The organism is Domibacillus sp. DTU_2020_1001157_1_SI_ALB_TIR_016, assembly GCF_032341995.1.
GTDB lineage: Bacteria > Bacillota > Bacilli > Bacillales > Domibacillaceae > Domibacillus > Domibacillus indicus_A.
Genome location: NZ_CP135439.1, coordinates 3078935 through 3095299, shown reverse-complemented (window position 1 = coordinate 3095299; position 16365 = coordinate 3078935). Strand labels below are relative to the sequence as shown.

Here is a 16365-nt window from a genome sequence, read left to right as displayed (position 1 = left end):
ATGTATTCAGTAAGCGGCATTCAAGTGTTGGCAGAGGGCAGCTTAAAAGAGAAACGAATTGAGCTGGGAGAACATAACGAAACGTATTGCCAGACGGTCAGCTTTAAAGATCGAGAAGGTGAGCATGTCGGTGACTTGGATATTTATTTTATGGTAAAAGGCTTTGGAAAAGAAGAGGGCAGCGAAGAAATCGATGTTCATTTTACGGTTCCATTTTTCAGTGCCTATGGCCCCGAAGGCGAGCGGTTTATGGAGGAAGCAGAAGCCATGCAGTTTATTTTTGTTCATTTCGCCAGTGAAGTTCAAGATGTTGTCGATGAAGTACTCGATACGTTATATGAACGATATGAAAACGAAGAAAAAGACCGCTTTTAAATTAAAAGCGGTCTTTGTTTTGCAGTGGTAAAGGGTTTCCCGCTTGTTTGACAAGGATTTTAAGTGTAACTAAAATAAGAACAAATGGTGGTGAAAAAAATGATCAACAGCCGTCTCGCAGTAGCAATTCATATTATGGTTCTCATTGCATCTAATCCCCGTGAAACGGTTTCATCAGAATGGATGGCAGGGAGTGTCAATACAAACCCCGTTGTCGTTCGGCGGATTATGGGCATGCTTCGCAAAGCCGGTCTTTTAACCTCACGTGCCGGTAAAACAGGCGCAGCTCTGACGAAGGATCCGGCAGACATTACCCTTATGGATATTTTTCGAGCCGTTGAGCCGAAAGAAGAATTGTTTGCCATCCATGAAAAACCGAACCCGGAGTGTGCGGTCGGAAAAAATATTCAGTCTGCGCTCGACGTCACGTTTGGGCGGGCTCAGTCTGCGATGGAGCAGGAGTTAAGCAGCCAGACCCTTAAAGATGTTATGAACCATCTCTTATAACAGGGATGGTTTTCTTTTTGAGAAAAAGTAAAAAAGTTTCTAAAAGTAATTGACGTTTTGAAAAAAAGCTGATATGATTATCTCGAATTCAAGATAAATAACCAAAACGTTAGTGGAATATATCGAACTTTTTTTAACTATATATCTCGAATTCAAGATAATGAAAGAGGAGGAAGAAAGAATGTTAGATGCAGGATTGTTAATTATTCGTTTAGTCATTGGGCTTGCGTTTGTCGGACACGGCGCGCAGAAACTATTTGGCTCATTTGGAGGCTACGGCTTAAAAGGAACGGGAGGCTGGTTTGACTCCATCGGCATGAAGCCTGGTTACGCCATGGCGCTGATCGCAGGGCTTTCAGAATTCGTCGGCGGTGCCCTGTTTGCGCTTGGTTTGCTCACACCGCTTGCTGGTGTATTAATTGCTTTGACAATGGTTGTTGCGATTGTAAAAGTACATGGTCCAAACGGTTTTTGGAGCACACAAAATGGCTATGAGTACAATTTAGTGCTGCTGGCTGTTGCCATCGGTATTGCCCTAACGGGCCCAGGACGCTATGCGCTGGACGCGCTGCTTGGTTAAAAAAACAAAATAGGAAGAGGGCAGCAGGGATGGTTCCCATTACAGCGGAAGTAAAAGCTGCCGCTTCCCTAGTGTGAAAAAAGAGTATAAAGAAAAGACCGTCTGTTCAACAAGGCGGTCTTTTTGTTTTTGAAGTGGTAAAGTGAACCAAACCGCGATACGATAAAAGCAGGTCTTTGATTAAAAGGAGGAAGGAAAATGGCAGACGAACAAAAACAGCAGTTGTTCAAAGATGCAATGGGCAATTACCCGACCGGTGTCACAGTTATGACAACGGTGGACTCAAATGATAGACCGGCTGGCCTGACTGTGAATTCATTCGCTTCTGTATCACTTGATCCCCTTTTGATTTTATGGTCGATTGACCATAAAGCTGCAACCCTGCCAGCTTTTATGGAAAACGGCACGTTCGCCGTACACATTTTAGCGGGCAATCAAAAAGATATTTGTATGACGTTTGCGACAAAAGGAGCCGACCGTTTCAGCACATGTAAATGGAATTTTTCACCTGAACACCATTTGCCGGTTATCGAAGGTGCATTTGCTGTTTTTCAATGCCAAACCGTTCAAACGGTGGAGGCGGGCGATCATACGATTTTGATTGGAGAAGTAGACACCATTCAAATTGATGCGGAAAAAGACCCCATGCTGTATCATCGCCGCCATTTTGCTTCGATTCCGGCCACTTTTTACGCTTCAAGGTAGTTTTTTTAGATAGAAAGGAAAGCACAGGCGAATTTGCTCGCCTGTGCTTTCAGTGTGTAGACAAAATCTTTCGCTTTTAAAGAAGAGCCGATAAGTGAAGCCGGCTGGACTTCGCGCCCCTTAGGGCAGTACGGGAGCCTCCTCGGCTGCGCCTGCGGGGTCTCCCGACTCACTGTACTTCCCCCGCAGGAGTCTTCGTCGGGTAGGCTTCACTAAGTGGTATTGAAGACCAATAAGCACAGGCTGAATAGACATTTTCTCTTTTTTAAATAGAAAGATACAACCTTATTGGCTCTATCCAATCTTGTCGCAAGCCACTTGGCGGCGGAAGGGCGGCGCAGACCGGTGGAGCCGCCAGGCGAAGTCGGGCTCAGCGCCTGCCCCATGGAAAGCGGAGCTGCCCGGACGCCGCCGATCTATCCCATTCATGTGCACGGTCATCCATATAATTTTTCGACAGTCTCAAAGCACAGACGAACTTATTCGCCTATGCTTTTTATTTTTACAAATTAAATTTTATTGGAATGAAAAAAGGATACGCTCATATATTTACTTTTGTGGTTCATTTTCATTTCAAGGGGGAAAAGCATTGGTTATGAACGGATCAAGGGTAAGATGGGCAGCGGCAGTTCTAGCAATTTTGTCTCTGGCAATAGCTTTTGTGTTTGGTTCAGCCTCAAGTGCATCTGCAACAATCAATTATGGAGAAGAAGCAGCGGCTGTGGCCAAAAGGTATGTAGGAAACCCGTACAAGCACGGAGGAACAACACCAAAAGGATTCGATGCAAGCGGGTTTACACAGTATGTTTATAAAAATGCCGCAACGAAAATGACGATTCCGCGCACAAGCGCTGACCAATATAAAATCGGAACCCCGGTAAGCCGAAGCCAGCTCAAACCCGGCGATTTAGTTTTTTATGCAACCGGCACAAAAGGAAAGGTATCATTTGCTGCCATTTATTATAAAAACGGCACTTTTATTGGTGCTACCTCCAAAGGAGTAAAAGTAGTGAAAATGAGCGATACGTATTGGAAGGAACGGTATATAGGTGCTAAAAGAATTGTCAAATAACAAGCACTATAGATAAATTAATAGAATAATCGGCCTTGTGTTAAGAAAAGCTGCGACAGCTTAGCCTGATATCAGCTTATGATTCTAGTAGCCGGAGAAGGACTGTGAATAGAACCGGACTGTCTGCTGGCAGTCCGGTTTGGTTACTTTTGGATATTTGAAAGCCTGTACAGTTCACGGGCGAGTGATTCAAGGATATACACAACCGGCACCTGCGTCGTAATATTGGAGTGTGCAAACCGCTCCTCTGAAACATAGTAGGAAAGGTTAATATCAGACATTTTGGCAATGGTGCAATGTTTATTATTTGTAATGCTGATAATGGTGCTGCCCGCTTCACGCATTTGGTGGGTATGACGAACGGTATACTCGTTTTCACCGGATACAGACAGAACAATCGTCGTACTGTTTTGAAGAAAGTTTGTATGAATCGGGTAGTGCGGGTCTTTTATGTAAAGGGACAGCTTGCCAAGGCTTGAAAAGTAGCGGGCACCGTACTCAGCTAAAATCCCCGAGCTGCCGATTCCAATAAAGATAATGCTGTCAGAAAGGGACATTATGCGGGCTGCTTCGAGCATTTGATCTTCAATCGGCCCGTTCAGCGACCGTTCAAAAAAATCTGTGACAGAATGGTGCATGCTTTTGGGCTCACATGGCTCCTGTTCTTTTAAATAAAGCTTTAACCGAACTTTAAACTCTGTAAAACCATCACAGCCTGTTTTTCGGCAAAAACGCAGAATGGTCGCTGTTGAGACATGTGTTTCCGCTGCCAGCTCCCGAATACGCATATAAATGACTTTGCTCCCATTTTTAGATACATATTGATAGACGGCGGTTTCAAGCTCATTAAACGATGAAATCATTTCATTTGTAAACAAGTGAAGCCCCCCTTACGAACAAAAAGCCGCTTCGGTCGACCGAAGCGGCTTTTGATTAATCTTCGCCGATAATTTTTACTTCTGTTTCAAGTTCTACACCAAATTTTTCGCGTACACGATCCTGCGCGTAACGGATTAAGTTTAAATAGTCCGTAGAAGAAGCACCGTCCACGTTTACAATAAAGCCGGCATGCTTTTTAGAAATTTCCGCGCCGCCGATCCGGGTTCCCTGCAAGCCGCTGTCTTGAATCAGTTTGCCGGCGAAATAACCGGTCGGGCGTTTAAATACACTTCCGCAGGACGGATATTCAAGCGGCTGTTTTGATTCGCGGAGCGCAGTAAAGGTGTCCATCGCTTCTTTAATTTCCTCAAAGCGGCCTGGTTTTAATTCAAACACTGCTTCTAGAATAATGTAGTCTTTTTCTGTGAAAATGCTTTTGCGGTAGCCGAAGTGAAAATCATCTTCTCCAAGCGTGATCAAGTCACCGTCATAAGAAAGAACCGTTGCTTTTCTCAGCACCGTTGACGTCTCGCCTCCATAAGCGCCGGCATTCATGACAAGAGCCCCGCCTACTGAACCCGGAATGCCGCAGGCGAACTCAAGACCGGTTAAATGATGATCGAGTGCCGTGCGGGAAACATCAATGATTTTTGCCCCGCTTCCTGCCGTAATCGTCGTGCCGTCCACATGAATTTGGTCAAAGTATTCAAGGGCAATGACGATACCGCGCAAGCCTTTATCCCGGACAAGTACGTTTGAGCCGTTTCCTAGAATTGTCAGTGGAAGCGCATGTTCTTTTGCGTAATAGATAACGGTTTGTAGATCGTCTATATGTTTAGGCTTAATGAAAACATCGGCTACCCCGCCTGTTTTCGTATATGTGTGCTTATGCAATGGAAACAGTGGATACACAGACTGTTCATCCACTTTCTTCTTTAAGTCGTTTGCAATTTGCAGCGCATCGATAGCTGCTCACCTTCCTTTTCTCATAATCCTCTCTATTATAAAGGATATAAGGGAATTCGTTAATGATCTTTCACGATTTGAGAAATGTTCCCCATTTTTCAGGGTATTGTATGTAAGTATAGACAAATGGGTGCCTGCCTTAAACGGTTAAAGAGGAGGGAATCGACACAATGACAAAAACAAAAAGCGCTGCTTTTGTTCAGCAGCATTTGGCGAATGAACGCACTTATTTGGCATGGACAAGAACGGCCATTGCCATTATAGGAATTGGGTTTTTAATCAGCAACCTTCACTTTAGTTTTTTGTCCCGGCATTCGACACGTGCCGATCTCCTGGCAGACATAGTCGGGTTTGCTGCTATTCTATCAGGACTGCTGGTCCTTGCTTTTTCTACACGCAGTTATTTTGTTAAAGCCAGGGCGATAGACAACGAAATGTTTAAGCCTGAAAAAGCGAGTATTTTGTTCCTGACAGGTATCATTGTCACTTTAATTTTGCTGTTCGGAGTGTATATATTATTTGTTTTTTCTTAAAAGAACTGTGCTCCCCAGTTCTTTTTTTTATGAGGTTTTTAGGGAAAATAAGGATAAATTATTACAAAAAGATCGAAATTTGTAATTTTACCGTAAAACATCGTAATGTTTATTTTTGCTAAAATAAGATTTATGAGGAATTAAGTAGAGAAAAAAGAATGGGAAATTAGGAGGTACATAGTGAACAGTTGCAAGAAAGCAATTCTTTCATTTTTAGCGGTCATCTTGTTTTTTAGCCTGTCCCCATTGGCATCTGTTAAAGCAGAAGCCGCGTCCATTGGTGAATCAGTTGTTGCTTTTGGGAAAACGTTCATGGGTGTAGAGTACGTGTTTGGCGGCACAACGCCAAAAGGATTCGACTGCTCCGGTTTCGTTCAATATATTTATAAACATGTTGCTGACATTTCTTTGCCACGCACAACAGGTGAACAGTACAATGTGGGCACAGCAGTAGCCAAAAGCGATCTTCAGGTTGGCGATCTTGTTTTTTACGCTAACACATATAAAAAAGGCATCTCCCATGTTGGGGTATACGCAGGCAACAACCAAGTATTGAATGCCACATCAAGCAAAGGCATCGCGCTTGTTCCACTAGATGGTGATCCCTACTGGTCTCCAAAGTATGCAGGCGCTAAACGTGTGATTGAAGAGCAAGCACCGGAATGGTTTACAGATATAGAAAAAACAGACCTTGCGTACAATGCAATTAAATCATTGACGGAACAGGGAGTTATTAACGGATTTACAATCGATACGTTCGCGCCGGACGAAAAAATAACGCGCGGACAAGCCGCAGCTATTATCAACCGTGTACTTGGCTTGAAACCAGAAAAAATGAGCTACTTTACCGATGTGCCGAAAACAAACCGGTTTGCTGTAGATATAGCAGCGGTTCATGAAGCGGGCATTATGAATGGCTACGGAGATAAAACATTCGGCTTAGAAGAAGAAATGACAAGAAACGAAATGGCATCTTTGATCCAGCGTGCTTTTAACTTAAAAGTGTCTGAAACGGCGGCAGCAAATGTTGTGTATACAGACATTAAGGCAGGCCATTGGGCATACGAAGGCATCGTTTCTATGGCTTCTATTGATAAAACCGGCTTTTTTAAAGGCGACAGGTTTTATGGAACACACAATGCAACACGTGAAGCATTTACAGTGGCCATCTACAATGCGATGAACACAAAATAAAAAGCACCGCCCAAACGGGCGGTGCTTTTTATTTTGTATCTGAATAAACTTCATTAAGCATGTTTTCTATTTGCTGCAGGGAAGGCAGGGAAGAGATGGCTCCTTTGCCGGTGGTTGTAATGGCACCTGCTGCATTGGCAAAACGGACGATTTCTTCTCCGCGCTGCTCAAGAAGAGCAGAAACGTTTTCTACATTGGCGCTGGCCTGAAGCAGCTGAAATAAAAAGCTGCCAATAAAAGCATCCCCGGCACCAGTCGTATCCTGTACCTGTACAGCAAAGCCGTCTGCTTGGATTTCTGTTCCGTTCACAAACAGTGAGGCACCTGCTGCACCGCGTGTATACACGACCGCTTTTACATCTCCTGTAAACAGAGAAGCAATAGCCGCTTTTTCTTCTGAAATACCTGTAATAAATTCAAGCTCTTCATCTGAAATTTTAATCAGATGCGCTTTTGGCATGAACGCTAAAATGGTTTCGCGGCACGCATTCGGATCCTCCCAAAGCGGAAGCCGCACATTTGGATCAAAGCTGATGAAAGCACCGCGCTGTTTAGCCCGGTCGATTGCTTTAATATGCGCATGCTTCATTGGACTTTCAACTAAATCAACGGAACAAAAGTGGAGAATGTCACCGGGGTGAAACAAGGATTCGTCCACTTCGTCTGCTGTCATCAGCAAATCTGCACAAGGCTTCCGGTAAAAAGAAAAGTCCCGTTCACCATCTTCACGGAGGGAAACGAACGCAAGAGCCGTATTGGCTTCACTCGTGCGGATAATGTGCTTGGTTTCCACACCTGCTTCAACCAGCTTCTCCAATAAAAAATCACCAAATGCATCGGAGCCAAGCTTCGTCAGCATGGCGGAGTGCCCGCCGAGTTTTGAAACGGCAGCGGCCACATTGGCCGGGGCTCCGCCGGGTGCGCGCTCAAAGGATACGACATCTTTAAGAGCCAGCCCTTTTTGCTGTGGGATAAAATCAATTAATACTTCTCCAATTGAAAATAATGTACTCATTTTACTCTCCTATCGTCCATTTTATCGCCTGACATGACGCGCGGCCGCCTTTTGCAAAAAAGCGGATGCCTGCCGAGTCCTTGCTTGGAAAAATACGGCTTGTAAAAACTTCGGCTCCATCGTTTATAAAGAGCTCAAGGGAAGAAGAATCCACAAATAAACGAAACGTCACTTTGTCCGCCGCTAACGAGCAGCTGCGCAGGGTTCCATATGGCGAATCCGTAAGCGCACCAGAATATGTTCTATCCAAATGAACTTTTTGCTTGAGGGCGTCGTACGTAATAACGGTTTTTTCTTTTTCGCTTACGCGAATTTCAATTCCGCATGAATCTGCATCCTCCAGCTCAAACGAACAAATCATTTCAAAAGCTGTGCCGCTGAAGCTGTCAAAAGTCTGTACTTCATCACAAAGATCAGCTGAAGCTTCCATTTGAACACCGCGCAGGCGCTCAAGCTCCCGGACTGGTCTTTGCATAAGCCGCCCGTTTTCAATCGTGATTTCCCGGGGCAGGGTCAGGCAGTGCGCCCAGCCATGTGAATCCGTTGGATAAGACATTTCAGGAAGTCCCATCCAGCCGACTAAAATACGACGTCCGTCCGGCGCTTCCATTGTTTGCGGTGCATAAAAATCAAAGCCGCGGTCCAGCTCAGCGAATACGCCATGATCTATGCTTTGTGTTTCAACATCAAGATTCCCGAGAACATAGCCGGATTGATAAATATTATGATAGCAATCACCTTTCGGCGCAATGCCCTGCGGTGAAAAAACAAGGACACCTTGTCCATCAATCGTAAAGTAATCAGGGCATTCCCACATATAACCAAAGCGGGGAAGGGCGGTTTTAATTTCACCTTCGAATGTCCATGTTTCCATATCTGGGGAGCTGTAGAGCACGATGCAGCCCGTCAGGTTTGTCCGCTGGGCACCGATAATGGCATAAAAAAGCCCATTTTCTTTCCATACTTTTGGATCGCGGAAATGATCGGTATAGCCGGGCGGCACTTCATGAATCACTGGTTTTTGCTTTTTTTGAATAATGCCCTGCTTGTCCATAATGGCAATATTCTGCTTCGGATGCCGCACCCATTGCTCATCACGTGTATTGCCGGTATATATTAAGTACAATTGGTCATTGTGCACGATACCGCTGCCAGAGTAAGCACCATGACTGTCAAGGTCACTATCTGGCCGAATCGCGATACCGGCATTTTCCCAATGAACGAGATCTTTTGATTTTGTGTGATACCAATATTTAATGCCATGAACAGGGCCAAGCGGGAACCACTGGTAAAATAAATGATATTCACCATTATAAAAAGAAAAGCCGTTCGGATCATTTAACAATCCTGTTTCAGGCTGAATATGATAAGTTTGCCGCCACGGGGAACCATCCACCTGTTTTATTAAAGCAGCCAACTCTGATTTAGATATGTCTTCAAGTCGTGTATAACGCTGTTCTGTTGTCCATTGCAATCTGATCACCTCATACTTATTAAAATGAAAAGGAGGTGGAGAAATCTTCTCCACCTAAATGTTATGCTGCTTTTTGCACAGCCTGCTTTTTCTCATCACGCTTCCCAAGGATCATCGTTACAGCAAAAGCAACTACAATTGAAATAAGCATCCCAATCACATATTGAACAAGTCCTCCATGCTGAATGGAAATGATGCCCGGAAGACCGGCTGCGCCAAGCGCAATTGCTTTTACTTTAAAGAATGTTACATATGCTGTTGCCACAGAAGAACCGATCAACGCACCAATAAACGGATAGCGGAGCTTTAAATTCACTCCGAACAGGGCAGGTTCTGTAATGCCGAGCAGGGCTGAAACACCTGCAGCAGAAGCCGTTCCTTTTAATTTTTTGTTTTTTGTTCTCATAAAGACGGCAAGTGTAGCCGCTCCTTGAGCGACGTTTGACATGGTCGCTACAACGAAGATAAAGGAGCCGCCTGTTTTTGCTATATCCGCAAGAAGTTGTGTTTCAACGGCAATAAAGCTGTGATGCATACCGGTGATTACAATAGGTGCGTAAAGCAGGCCGAACAGGGCGCCTCCTATAAAACCGGTGGTATCATAAAGCCAGATCATACCGTCAGACAGCAGGTTGCCGGCTGTACGAGTAAGCGGGCCTACAAGTGTAAACGTTAAAATACCTGTAATGAAAATTGTTAAAAGCGGCGTCAGTAAGTTATCAAAGATCGATGGAACAATTTTGCGAAGGGATAGTTCCACTTTAGCCAGAATAAAGGAAGCAGCGAGAACGGGAAGAACCGTACCCTGGTAACCGATTTTTTCAATTTCAAATCCGAAAATAGACCAGACAGGAATTTCGTTTTTAGCTAGAGCATCTGCAATATTGTAAGCATTCAATAAATCCGGGTGAACCATCAGCATACCGAGCGTGGCACCAAGATAAGGATTGCCGCCGAAGCGCTGGGTTGCAGAAAAACCAATTAAAATAGGGAGAAACACAAAGGCAGCATTGGCAAATGTATTAATAAGAGCTGCTAAATCAGCCATATTTGGATAAGCTTCAATCAGTGACTGGCCATCTACAAACAATCCCTGCGCTGTGAGCAGGTTGTTGATTCCCATCAACAGACCGCCGGCAACGATGGCTGGAATAATCGGTACGAAAATATCAGACAGCATTTTTACAAACCGCTGGAGAGGGTTCATTTTCTTGGCGCCGGCGCTTTTCACATCAGCTGTTGACATGCCGCCGGTACCAGTCAGCTTGGCAAACTCTGCATACACTTTATTAACGGTGCCAGAGCCAAAAATAATTTGGTATTGACCGCTGGTAGAAAAAGTCCCTTTGACGCTGTCCATTGCGTCGAGCTTTTCCTGATCGACAATCGATTCATCATGCAGCGCGAGCCGAAGCCGTGTAGCACAGTGGGCAGCGGCTGCAATGTTTTCCTTTCCGCCAAGCGCTTCAAGCGTTTCGCGTGCAATTTGAGGGTAATTCATTGGAGTTCCTCCTTTGTAGGTAAAGTATAACCGATACGTGTAAGATTATTTGGAACCGGTTCCTAAAAACATTAAATAAAAAAGAGGAACCGGTTCCAATAACGAGTAAATAGGGAAACCGGAATTGGAACCGGTTTCTACTTGATTATAAAAGATGATTTGTACGGATGTCAACACTTTCTCGTAAAACAAGTTCAAATCGCGAATAGGTCAATTTGGGAATGTCTTCACCTTTGATCAGCTTGGTGATATGGTCCGCTGCCATCTGGCCGGCTTCTTTAAAATGAATATGGACGGTTGTTAAAGAAGGATGCATCATAGCGGTTACTTCATAGCCTCCAAAGCCCGTAATGGAAATATCTTTTGGAACATACTGTTTTTTTCGGTAGGCTGCTTTCATGGCCCCGAAAGCAATATTGTCGGTGGCACAAATAAGCGCTGAAGGCGAAAATTCATCAAAAAGCTGTTCTGCTTTTTCGGCAGCGTCCGTCATATTAAAAGTCGTTTCAAAAAAGCGGGCTTCTACTTCTTCCGCATGTTCGCGCAGCGCCTGGGCAACTCCTTTTTTTCGCTTGACTCCGACTGCTACGTCATATTCGCCGACCCCAAGAAAAGCAATTTTTTTATGTCCGCGCTGGGCAATGTATTTACCAATGGCGTAGCCTGCTGTTTCATCATCATGGATCAGGCTGTATACCTCTTCGTGCTGCTGGCCGACAAGAAGAACCGGGATATCAATGGTGCGAAATGCTTGTAAATGTGCAGCTGTTACTTGGGTAGCGAGCAGAATAATGCCCGCCGCTTTTTGTTTGGCGAGTGTATAAATGTTTTCAATTTCCCGCTGGAGATCTTGTCCCGTATTGGAAACAAGCATATGATAATTTAATTCGCGAAGCCGTTCATCAATCCCCATCAGCGTACGGGAAGTAGCGTAGGAATCGAGCCGGGGAACGATTGTGCCGATCATATTTGTTTGTTTCGCTTTTAAGCTCTGGGCAAAAGCGTTCGGTGTATAGCCTGTTTCATTGATGACCTGTTCAATTTTCCTTTTTGTTTCTTCACTGACCGAACCGCCGTTTAAGAACCGTGACACAGTACTTTTTGCGACACCGGCAATTTTGGCAATATCTGCAATGGTTTTCATCAAATCCCACTCCGTTTCTATCTTCTACTATACATGATTGAAGAGGAGGGAGAAAACGAAAGAAAGCGAAATACAGAAAGAGAATTTTATGAAAGCGAAGAGGTTCACATCGTTTGGGGTGAAATACAGAAAAAAATCGACTATGGTGAAATGTAAGCGCTATAAAATGGCTGGGGAAGGTTTAAGGAAGTTGAGAAGTTTCATTTTAAAGCACACAAAATCGCCTGGTGTTCGTTACAAAAAGAAAAAAGTCGTTCGCTATGACTTCCGGGTGGTTAATAACCAAAATACCCCGCTTTCGCGTTCTAAAAGTTCATGGCTTGCTGCGAGGGAGCTGACAGGCGATATACCAGGAAAGGATAAACGGATGTATGCGGATATTTTGGCTCCCATACATATAAAAGGTGACTTTTAAAGTGCTGTCGGGCATTTAAAGGAGGCGGAATCAATGAAACAAGCAATTGAAAAAGCACATCACGCTGTTCGTCAGGACGAAAAGCGGGCAGCACACAGTCCGTACCGGCTCGGTTATCATATTATGGCGCCTGCCCGCTGGATAAATGATCCAAATGGCCTTATTCAATGGCGGGGTGACTATCACGTGTTTTATCAGCATCACCCGTATGACGTAAAGCCAGGCTCCATCCATTGGGGGCATATGAAAAGCCGTGACCTTGTTCATTGGGAGCATTTGCCGATTGCGCTTGCGCCAGATGAGGAATATGACAGAAGCGGTTGTTTTTCCGGCAGTGCAGTCGATCATGACGGTATATTAACGCTCATTTATACCGGGCATGCAGAAGATGAAGACGGAATAAAAGAGGTCCAGTGTATCGCAATGAGCACAGATGGCATTCATTTCGAGAAGTATCCACAAAACCCGGTTATTTCTGCTCCTCCCCGGGGAGCCGCGGCTGATTTTCGTGACCCGAAAGTGTGGAAGTATAAAGAGAAATGGTATATGGTTGTCGGCAGTCAAAAGGACAAGCTTGGTTGTGTACACTTGTATGAGTCGGCGGATCTTTTTTCGTGGAAGGATCGCGGGGCCATTGTAAAAAGCGACGGTAAGCTTGGATTTATGCTTGAATGTCCTGACTTTTTTGAGCTTGAGGGCAGGCATGTGCTTCTCGTTTCACCGCAAGGCATTGAGGCTTCTGGCGACCGTTATCAAAACCTTTACCAGACTGGAACGCTGATCGGCGATTTGGATTACGAAACGGCTGCATTCACGTACAGTGAATTTACTGAGCTTGATCAAGGCTTTGATTTTTATGCGGCACAGTCATTTGAGGATGACCAGGGACGGCGGATTGTATTCGGCTGGATGAATATGTGGGAGGCGGTTATGCCGGAACAGGCACATGGCTGGGCAGGGGCGCTGACGATTCCGCGCCAGCTGTCCTTTAATCAATCAGGACGGCTTGTGATGCAGCCTGTAGAAGAATTGAAAAAACTGCGCCGGGAAAAAACGATTGCCGGTCCAATGCCTCTTTCCGGGACACAGCTGTTCCATGTATCCGGAGACCGTCTGGAAATCAAAGCGGAATTCGAAGCGCGAAGTGCCACGTCGTTTGGCCTGCATGTAAGATGTTCAGAAGACAGCCAGGAAAAAACGACGATCCGCTTTGATGCAGCTGATCAAGCCATTACTTTTGACCGGCATTCATCTGGTAAAGGGGAAGGCGGTATCCGCAAAGCAAAAATTGGAGCATCAGCTGTTGTGAAACTGCATATATTTGTCGATCGTTCTTCGGTTGAAGTGTTTGTGAATAACGGAGAAGCGGTTATGACTGGACGTATTTATCCGAATGAAAAAAGTACAAAGGTTCAATTATTTGCCGACGGCGGCGAAGCGAGGCTGGTTTCGTTCGCGGCATGGAAACTGAAAGATGTGTGGAAACAGGAATAAATGTTTTTAAACCACCTAGAAAATAGGTGGTTTCAGACTGGAGACAAATGATATGGATGATCGCGTACATGAATTGGATAGATCGGCGGCGTCCAGGCAGCTCCGCTTTCCATGGGGCAGGCGCTGAGCCCGACTTCGCCTGGCGGCTCCATCGGTCTCAGCTGCCAGCTAGTTCCATAGGAGTCTGCGCTGCCCTCCCGCCGCCAAGTGGCTTGCAACAAGATGGTATAGAGCTAATAAGGTTGTATCTTTCTATTTAAATAGAAAAAATTTCTATTCAATCCTTGCTTATTGATATTCAATAACACTTATCGGCTCTTATTTAAAAGAGAAAGACTTTGTCTACACACTGAAACCACCTAGAAAATAGGTGGTTTTTTATTGACATAAAACAAACGTTTTATTAATATGTCTATAAATAAATAAACGTAAAAAGGAATTGTTTGATATGGATACTTCAGCAATGTTTTGGAATGCGTCGATTCAGGAATTGAAAAAAGGCTACGTAGAAGAAAATGATTTTTTTACCTGCCTGCTGTGCGGAAAAAGAATTGAGAAAGGGATCATTTATCCGGTTGAAGACAAGCTCTATGACGCGGAGCGGTATACGCAGGCTCATATTAAACAAGAACACGTCTCCGTTTTTGACTATATCATGAAAATGGATAAAAAGCTGACGGGGCTGACCGAACATCAAAATAAGCTGCTGCGCCTTTTTTACGAGGGAAAAAACAATAAAGAAATACAAGCGGAAATGGGGATCGGAAGCATTTCCACCATCCGAAACCATCGTTTTGTACTAAAAGAAAAAGAACGCCAGGCTAAAATGTTTTTGGCAGTGATGGAGCTGTTAAATGAAAGGGATGCCCATGCTCCTGTTGTCGTGCCTCCCCACAAACAGGCGAGAATGGTTGACAGCCGTTATAACGTAACAGAAGAAGAACAGGAAAAGGTGATTCAAAAGTTTATGCCAGAGGGGGTTCTGCTCACATTTCCGCCAAAAGAAAAACAGCGGCTCATTATCATGCGGGAAATGGCGAAAAAGTTCAAAGCGGGCCAGGTATATAGCGAAAAAGAAACAAACGAGATCCTGTTCGCTATTTTCAATGATTACGTCAAAATACGAAGATACTTAATTGAATATGGCTTTTTAAACCGCAAGCCGGACGGAAGCGAGTATTGGGTGAATGAATAAGGGGAGGTATTGAAAATGGAGCGAAAAAGAGAACTGAAACAGCAGTTTAAAGAAATGAAGATAGAAGCAGGCGTGTATGAAATAAAAAATACGATCAATCAAAAGATCTTTATTGGCAGCACCCGGAATTTTAAAACGTTGAATGGGCGGAAGTTCGAGCTGGAAGCAGGTTCAAGCACAAACAAGGCTTTACAGAAAGAATGGAACGAATTTGGAAAAGAAGCTTTTCAATTTACGATTCTTGAGCATCTGAAAAAGCCGGAGACCGGGTTTTTCGATGAAAAGCGGGCGCTTCAAAAGCTCGAGGGAAAATGGCTTGCTGAAAAACAGCCGTATGGAGAAAAGGGCTATAACGGGCTCAAATAAAAATGGAAACGTGGTTGAGATCGATTCCGTTAAATAAGTAAATACCAAAAAAGCCGGCCTGCTCAAATGCGAGCAGGCCGGCTTTTTTGGTGGGAACACACTTTTAAAAGCATGCATATTATTGGTAAGAAGAGGTGGTGAACATGAAAGTTTTACACAATCCAGTGGAAACCGAAAAACAGGAATGGAAGAAGGAACGTAAACGGCAAAAAGCAAAAACGGCCCTGACTGTTTTTTCTCCACTTTTTCTTCTGCTGATTTGGGAACTTTTATCCCGAAGCGGCTTAATCGATGCACGGTTTTTTCCGCCGCCGACCGCTATTGCAGCTACGTTTGTTGACATGCTTGTAAGCGGTGAACTATTCGGGCATATTCGGATTTCGTTGTTTCGTATTTTTGCGGGCTTTTTGCTTGGAGCCATTCCCGGTATTATCCTCGGTCTGTTCATGGGCTTATATGCACCAATCAGGCATTTTCTTTCTCCTCTAATTATGGCGCTTATGCCCATCCCCACACTTGCGCTGCTGCCAATTATTTTAATTTTGTTTGGCATTGGTGAAACGTCGAAAGTTGTGACGATTGCAGGGAGTGTCTTTTTTCCAGTGGTGATCAATACGGCAGCTGGTGTTCTTTCCATTGATTCCATGTACTTGGACGTAGCTAAAAACTATGGCGCAAGCCGTAAAGATTTCTTTTTTAAAATTGCCTTACCTGGTTCACTTCCCTTTATGCTTGAAGGAATTCAAATGGGGCAGGCGATTGCTCTGTTAACCATTGTAGCGGCTGAGATGATGGGGGCGCGGTCGGGAATTGGCTACTTAATTTGGACATCGTATAATGCGTTTCTGCTCAAAGACATGTTTGTCGGGCTTATTTTAATTTCATTTTTCGGCTATCTTTTTTCCCTGCTGCTGCGTGCGCTGCAGCGGAAGTTACTTCCGTGGAGGTGA

General features: G+C 44.5%; 19 protein-coding genes. 12 read left to right on the top strand and 7 right to left on the bottom strand.

Annotated features, from left to right (window positions below; genetic code table 11):
• The 4 genes from RRU94_RS23985 (at position 1) to RRU94_RS23970 (ending at position 2167) form a co-directional block, all read left to right on the top strand.
• Positions 1-375 (top strand): hypothetical protein, encoded by a 375-nt coding sequence (locus tag RRU94_RS23985; RefSeq protein ID WP_315693352.1) that lies wholly within the window; start codon positions 1-3, stop codon positions 373-375.
• 99 nt (positions 376-474) lie between these two features.
• Positions 475-882, top strand: a complete 408-nt coding sequence (locus RRU94_RS23980) for an Rrf2 family transcriptional regulator (RefSeq protein ID WP_315693350.1) — start codon at positions 475-477, stop codon at positions 880-882.
• Positions 883-1063: 181 nt separating this feature from the next.
• On the top strand, positions 1064-1462 hold the full coding sequence (locus RRU94_RS23975) for a DoxX family protein (RefSeq protein ID WP_251273737.1): 399 nt from the start codon (positions 1064-1066) through the stop codon (positions 1460-1462).
• 198 nt (positions 1463-1660) lie between these two features.
• Positions 1661-2167, top strand: a complete 507-nt coding sequence (locus RRU94_RS23970; RefSeq protein WP_315693349.1) for a flavin reductase family protein — start codon at positions 1661-1663, stop codon at positions 2165-2167.
• Positions 2168-2172: 5 nt separating this feature from the next.
• On the opposite strand, the gene RRU94_RS23965 is transcribed toward RRU94_RS23970, so the two are convergent.
• Positions 2173-2340: a hypothetical protein gene (locus RRU94_RS23965; RefSeq protein WP_315693347.1), complete on the bottom strand. Its 168-nt coding sequence runs from the start codon at positions 2338-2340 to the stop codon at positions 2173-2175.
• Between the two features lie 422 nt (positions 2341-2762).
• Between RRU94_RS23965 and RRU94_RS23960 the strand changes: the two genes are divergently transcribed.
• A complete protein-coding gene (locus RRU94_RS23960; RefSeq protein ID WP_315696119.1) occupies positions 2763-3239 on the top strand; it encodes a C40 family peptidase in 477 nt (158 codons plus the stop codon).
• Between the two features lie 143 nt (positions 3240-3382).
• Here the strand turns inward: RRU94_RS23960 and RRU94_RS23955 are convergent, their stop codons facing one another.
• Complete coding sequence (locus RRU94_RS23955) at positions 3383-4117, bottom strand: MurR/RpiR family transcriptional regulator (protein WP_315693345.1); 735 nt, start codon at positions 4115-4117, stop codon at positions 3383-3385.
• A 55-nt stretch (positions 4118-4172) separates the two neighbouring features.
• On the bottom strand, positions 4173-5069 hold the full coding sequence (gene murB, locus RRU94_RS23950) for a UDP-N-acetylmuramate dehydrogenase (protein ID WP_410493062.1): 897 nt from the start codon (positions 5067-5069) through the stop codon (positions 4173-4175).
• A 185-nt stretch (positions 5070-5254) separates the two neighbouring features.
• Here murB and RRU94_RS23945 point away from each other — a divergent pair, with 185 nt between their 5' ends.
• Together RRU94_RS23945 and RRU94_RS23940 are read left to right on the top strand one after the other, a co-directional pair.
• Complete coding sequence (locus RRU94_RS23945; protein WP_315693342.1) at positions 5255-5617, top strand: YidH family protein; 363 nt, start codon at positions 5255-5257, stop codon at positions 5615-5617.
• Positions 5618-5797: 180 nt separating this feature from the next.
• Positions 5798-6811 (top strand): C40 family peptidase, encoded by a 1014-nt coding sequence (locus tag RRU94_RS23940; protein WP_315693341.1) that lies wholly within the window; start codon positions 5798-5800, stop codon positions 6809-6811.
• A gap of 28 nt (positions 6812-6839) precedes the next feature.
• On the opposite strand, the gene RRU94_RS23935 is transcribed toward RRU94_RS23940, so the two are convergent.
• The 4 genes from RRU94_RS23935 to RRU94_RS23920 all read right to left on the bottom strand — a co-directional run bounded on the left by RRU94_RS23935 (position 6840) and on the right by RRU94_RS23920 (position 11945).
• Entirely contained in the window at positions 6840-7826 is a 987-nt protein-coding gene (locus tag RRU94_RS23935; RefSeq protein WP_315693340.1) for a carbohydrate kinase family protein, read from the bottom strand.
• A gap of 1 nt (position 7827) precedes the next feature.
• On the bottom strand, positions 7828-9300 hold the full coding sequence (locus RRU94_RS23930) for a glycoside hydrolase family 32 protein (protein ID WP_315693339.1): 1473 nt from the start codon (positions 9298-9300) through the stop codon (positions 7828-7830).
• 61 nt (positions 9301-9361) lie between these two features.
• The gene (locus RRU94_RS23925) at positions 9362-10801 is read right to left on the bottom strand and encodes a sucrose-specific PTS transporter subunit IIBC (RefSeq protein WP_315693338.1); all 1440 of its coding nucleotides are present in this window, start codon (positions 10799-10801) and stop codon (positions 9362-9364) included.
• Between the two features lie 145 nt (positions 10802-10946).
• Positions 10947-11945, bottom strand: coding sequence for a LacI family DNA-binding transcriptional regulator (locus tag RRU94_RS23920; protein ID WP_315693337.1), 999 nt, complete (start codon positions 11943-11945; stop codon positions 10947-10949).
• A 118-nt stretch (positions 11946-12063) separates the two neighbouring features.
• Between RRU94_RS23920 and RRU94_RS23915 the strand changes: the two genes are divergently transcribed.
• The 5 genes from RRU94_RS23915 to RRU94_RS23895 all read left to right on the top strand — a co-directional run bounded on the left by RRU94_RS23915 (position 12064) and on the right by RRU94_RS23895 (position 16365).
• Positions 12064-12360 carry a hypothetical protein gene (locus RRU94_RS23915; RefSeq protein WP_315693336.1) on the top strand — a complete coding sequence of 99 codons (297 nt, stop codon included), beginning with the start codon at positions 12064-12066 and terminating at the stop codon, positions 12358-12360.
• 33 nt (positions 12361-12393) lie between these two features.
• Positions 12394-13854: a glycoside hydrolase family 32 protein gene (locus tag RRU94_RS23910; RefSeq protein ID WP_315693335.1), complete on the top strand. Its 1461-nt coding sequence runs from the start codon at positions 12394-12396 to the stop codon at positions 13852-13854.
• A 448-nt stretch (positions 13855-14302) separates the two neighbouring features.
• A complete protein-coding gene (locus RRU94_RS23905; protein ID WP_315693334.1) occupies positions 14303-15049 on the top strand; it encodes a DUF2087 domain-containing protein in 747 nt (248 codons plus the stop codon).
• Positions 15050-15064: 15 nt separating this feature from the next.
• Positions 15065-15415 carry a GIY-YIG nuclease family protein gene (locus RRU94_RS23900; RefSeq protein ID WP_315693333.1) on the top strand — a complete coding sequence of 117 codons (351 nt, stop codon included), beginning with the start codon at positions 15065-15067 and terminating at the stop codon, positions 15413-15415.
• 143 nt (positions 15416-15558) lie between these two features.
• The gene (locus tag RRU94_RS23895; protein WP_315693332.1) at positions 15559-16365 is read left to right on the top strand and encodes an ABC transporter permease; all 807 of its coding nucleotides are present in this window, start codon (positions 15559-15561) and stop codon (positions 16363-16365) included.

Coding starts and splice junctions, on each gene's coding strand:
- RRU94_RS23900 (WP_315693333.1), top strand. CDS start 15,065: ATGGAGCGAAAAAGAGAACTGAAACAGCAGTTTAAAGAAATGAAGATA.
- RRU94_RS23975 (WP_251273737.1), top strand. CDS start 1,064: ATGTTAGATGCAGGATTGTTAATTATTCGTTTAGTCATTGGGCTTGCG.
- RRU94_RS23985 (WP_315693352.1), top strand. CDS start 1: ATGTATTCAGTAAGCGGCATTCAAGTGTTGGCAGAGGGCAGCTTAAAA.
- RRU94_RS23960 (WP_315696119.1), top strand. CDS start 2,763: ATGAACGGATCAAGGGTAAGATGGGCAGCGGCAGTTCTAGCAATTTTG.
- RRU94_RS23895 (WP_315693332.1), top strand. CDS start 15,559: ATGAAAGTTTTACACAATCCAGTGGAAACCGAAAAACAGGAATGGAAG.
- RRU94_RS23980 (WP_315693350.1), top strand. CDS start 475: ATGATCAACAGCCGTCTCGCAGTAGCAATTCATATTATGGTTCTCATT.
- RRU94_RS23945 (WP_315693342.1), top strand. CDS start 5,255: ATGACAAAAACAAAAAGCGCTGCTTTTGTTCAGCAGCATTTGGCGAAT.
- RRU94_RS23920 (WP_315693337.1), bottom strand. CDS start 11,945: ATGAAAACCATTGCAGATATTGCCAAAATTGCCGGTGTCGCAAAAAGT.
- RRU94_RS23970 (WP_315693349.1), top strand. CDS start 1,661: ATGGCAGACGAACAAAAACAGCAGTTGTTCAAAGATGCAATGGGCAAT.
- RRU94_RS23935 (WP_315693340.1), bottom strand. CDS start 7,826: ATGAGTACATTATTTTCAATTGGAGAAGTATTAATTGATTTTATCCCA.
- RRU94_RS23925 (WP_315693338.1), bottom strand. CDS start 10,801: ATGAATTACCCTCAAATTGCACGCGAAACGCTTGAAGCGCTTGGCGGA.
- RRU94_RS23910 (WP_315693335.1), top strand. CDS start 12,394: ATGAAACAAGCAATTGAAAAAGCACATCACGCTGTTCGTCAGGACGAA.
- RRU94_RS23905 (WP_315693334.1), top strand. CDS start 14,303: ATGGATACTTCAGCAATGTTTTGGAATGCGTCGATTCAGGAATTGAAA.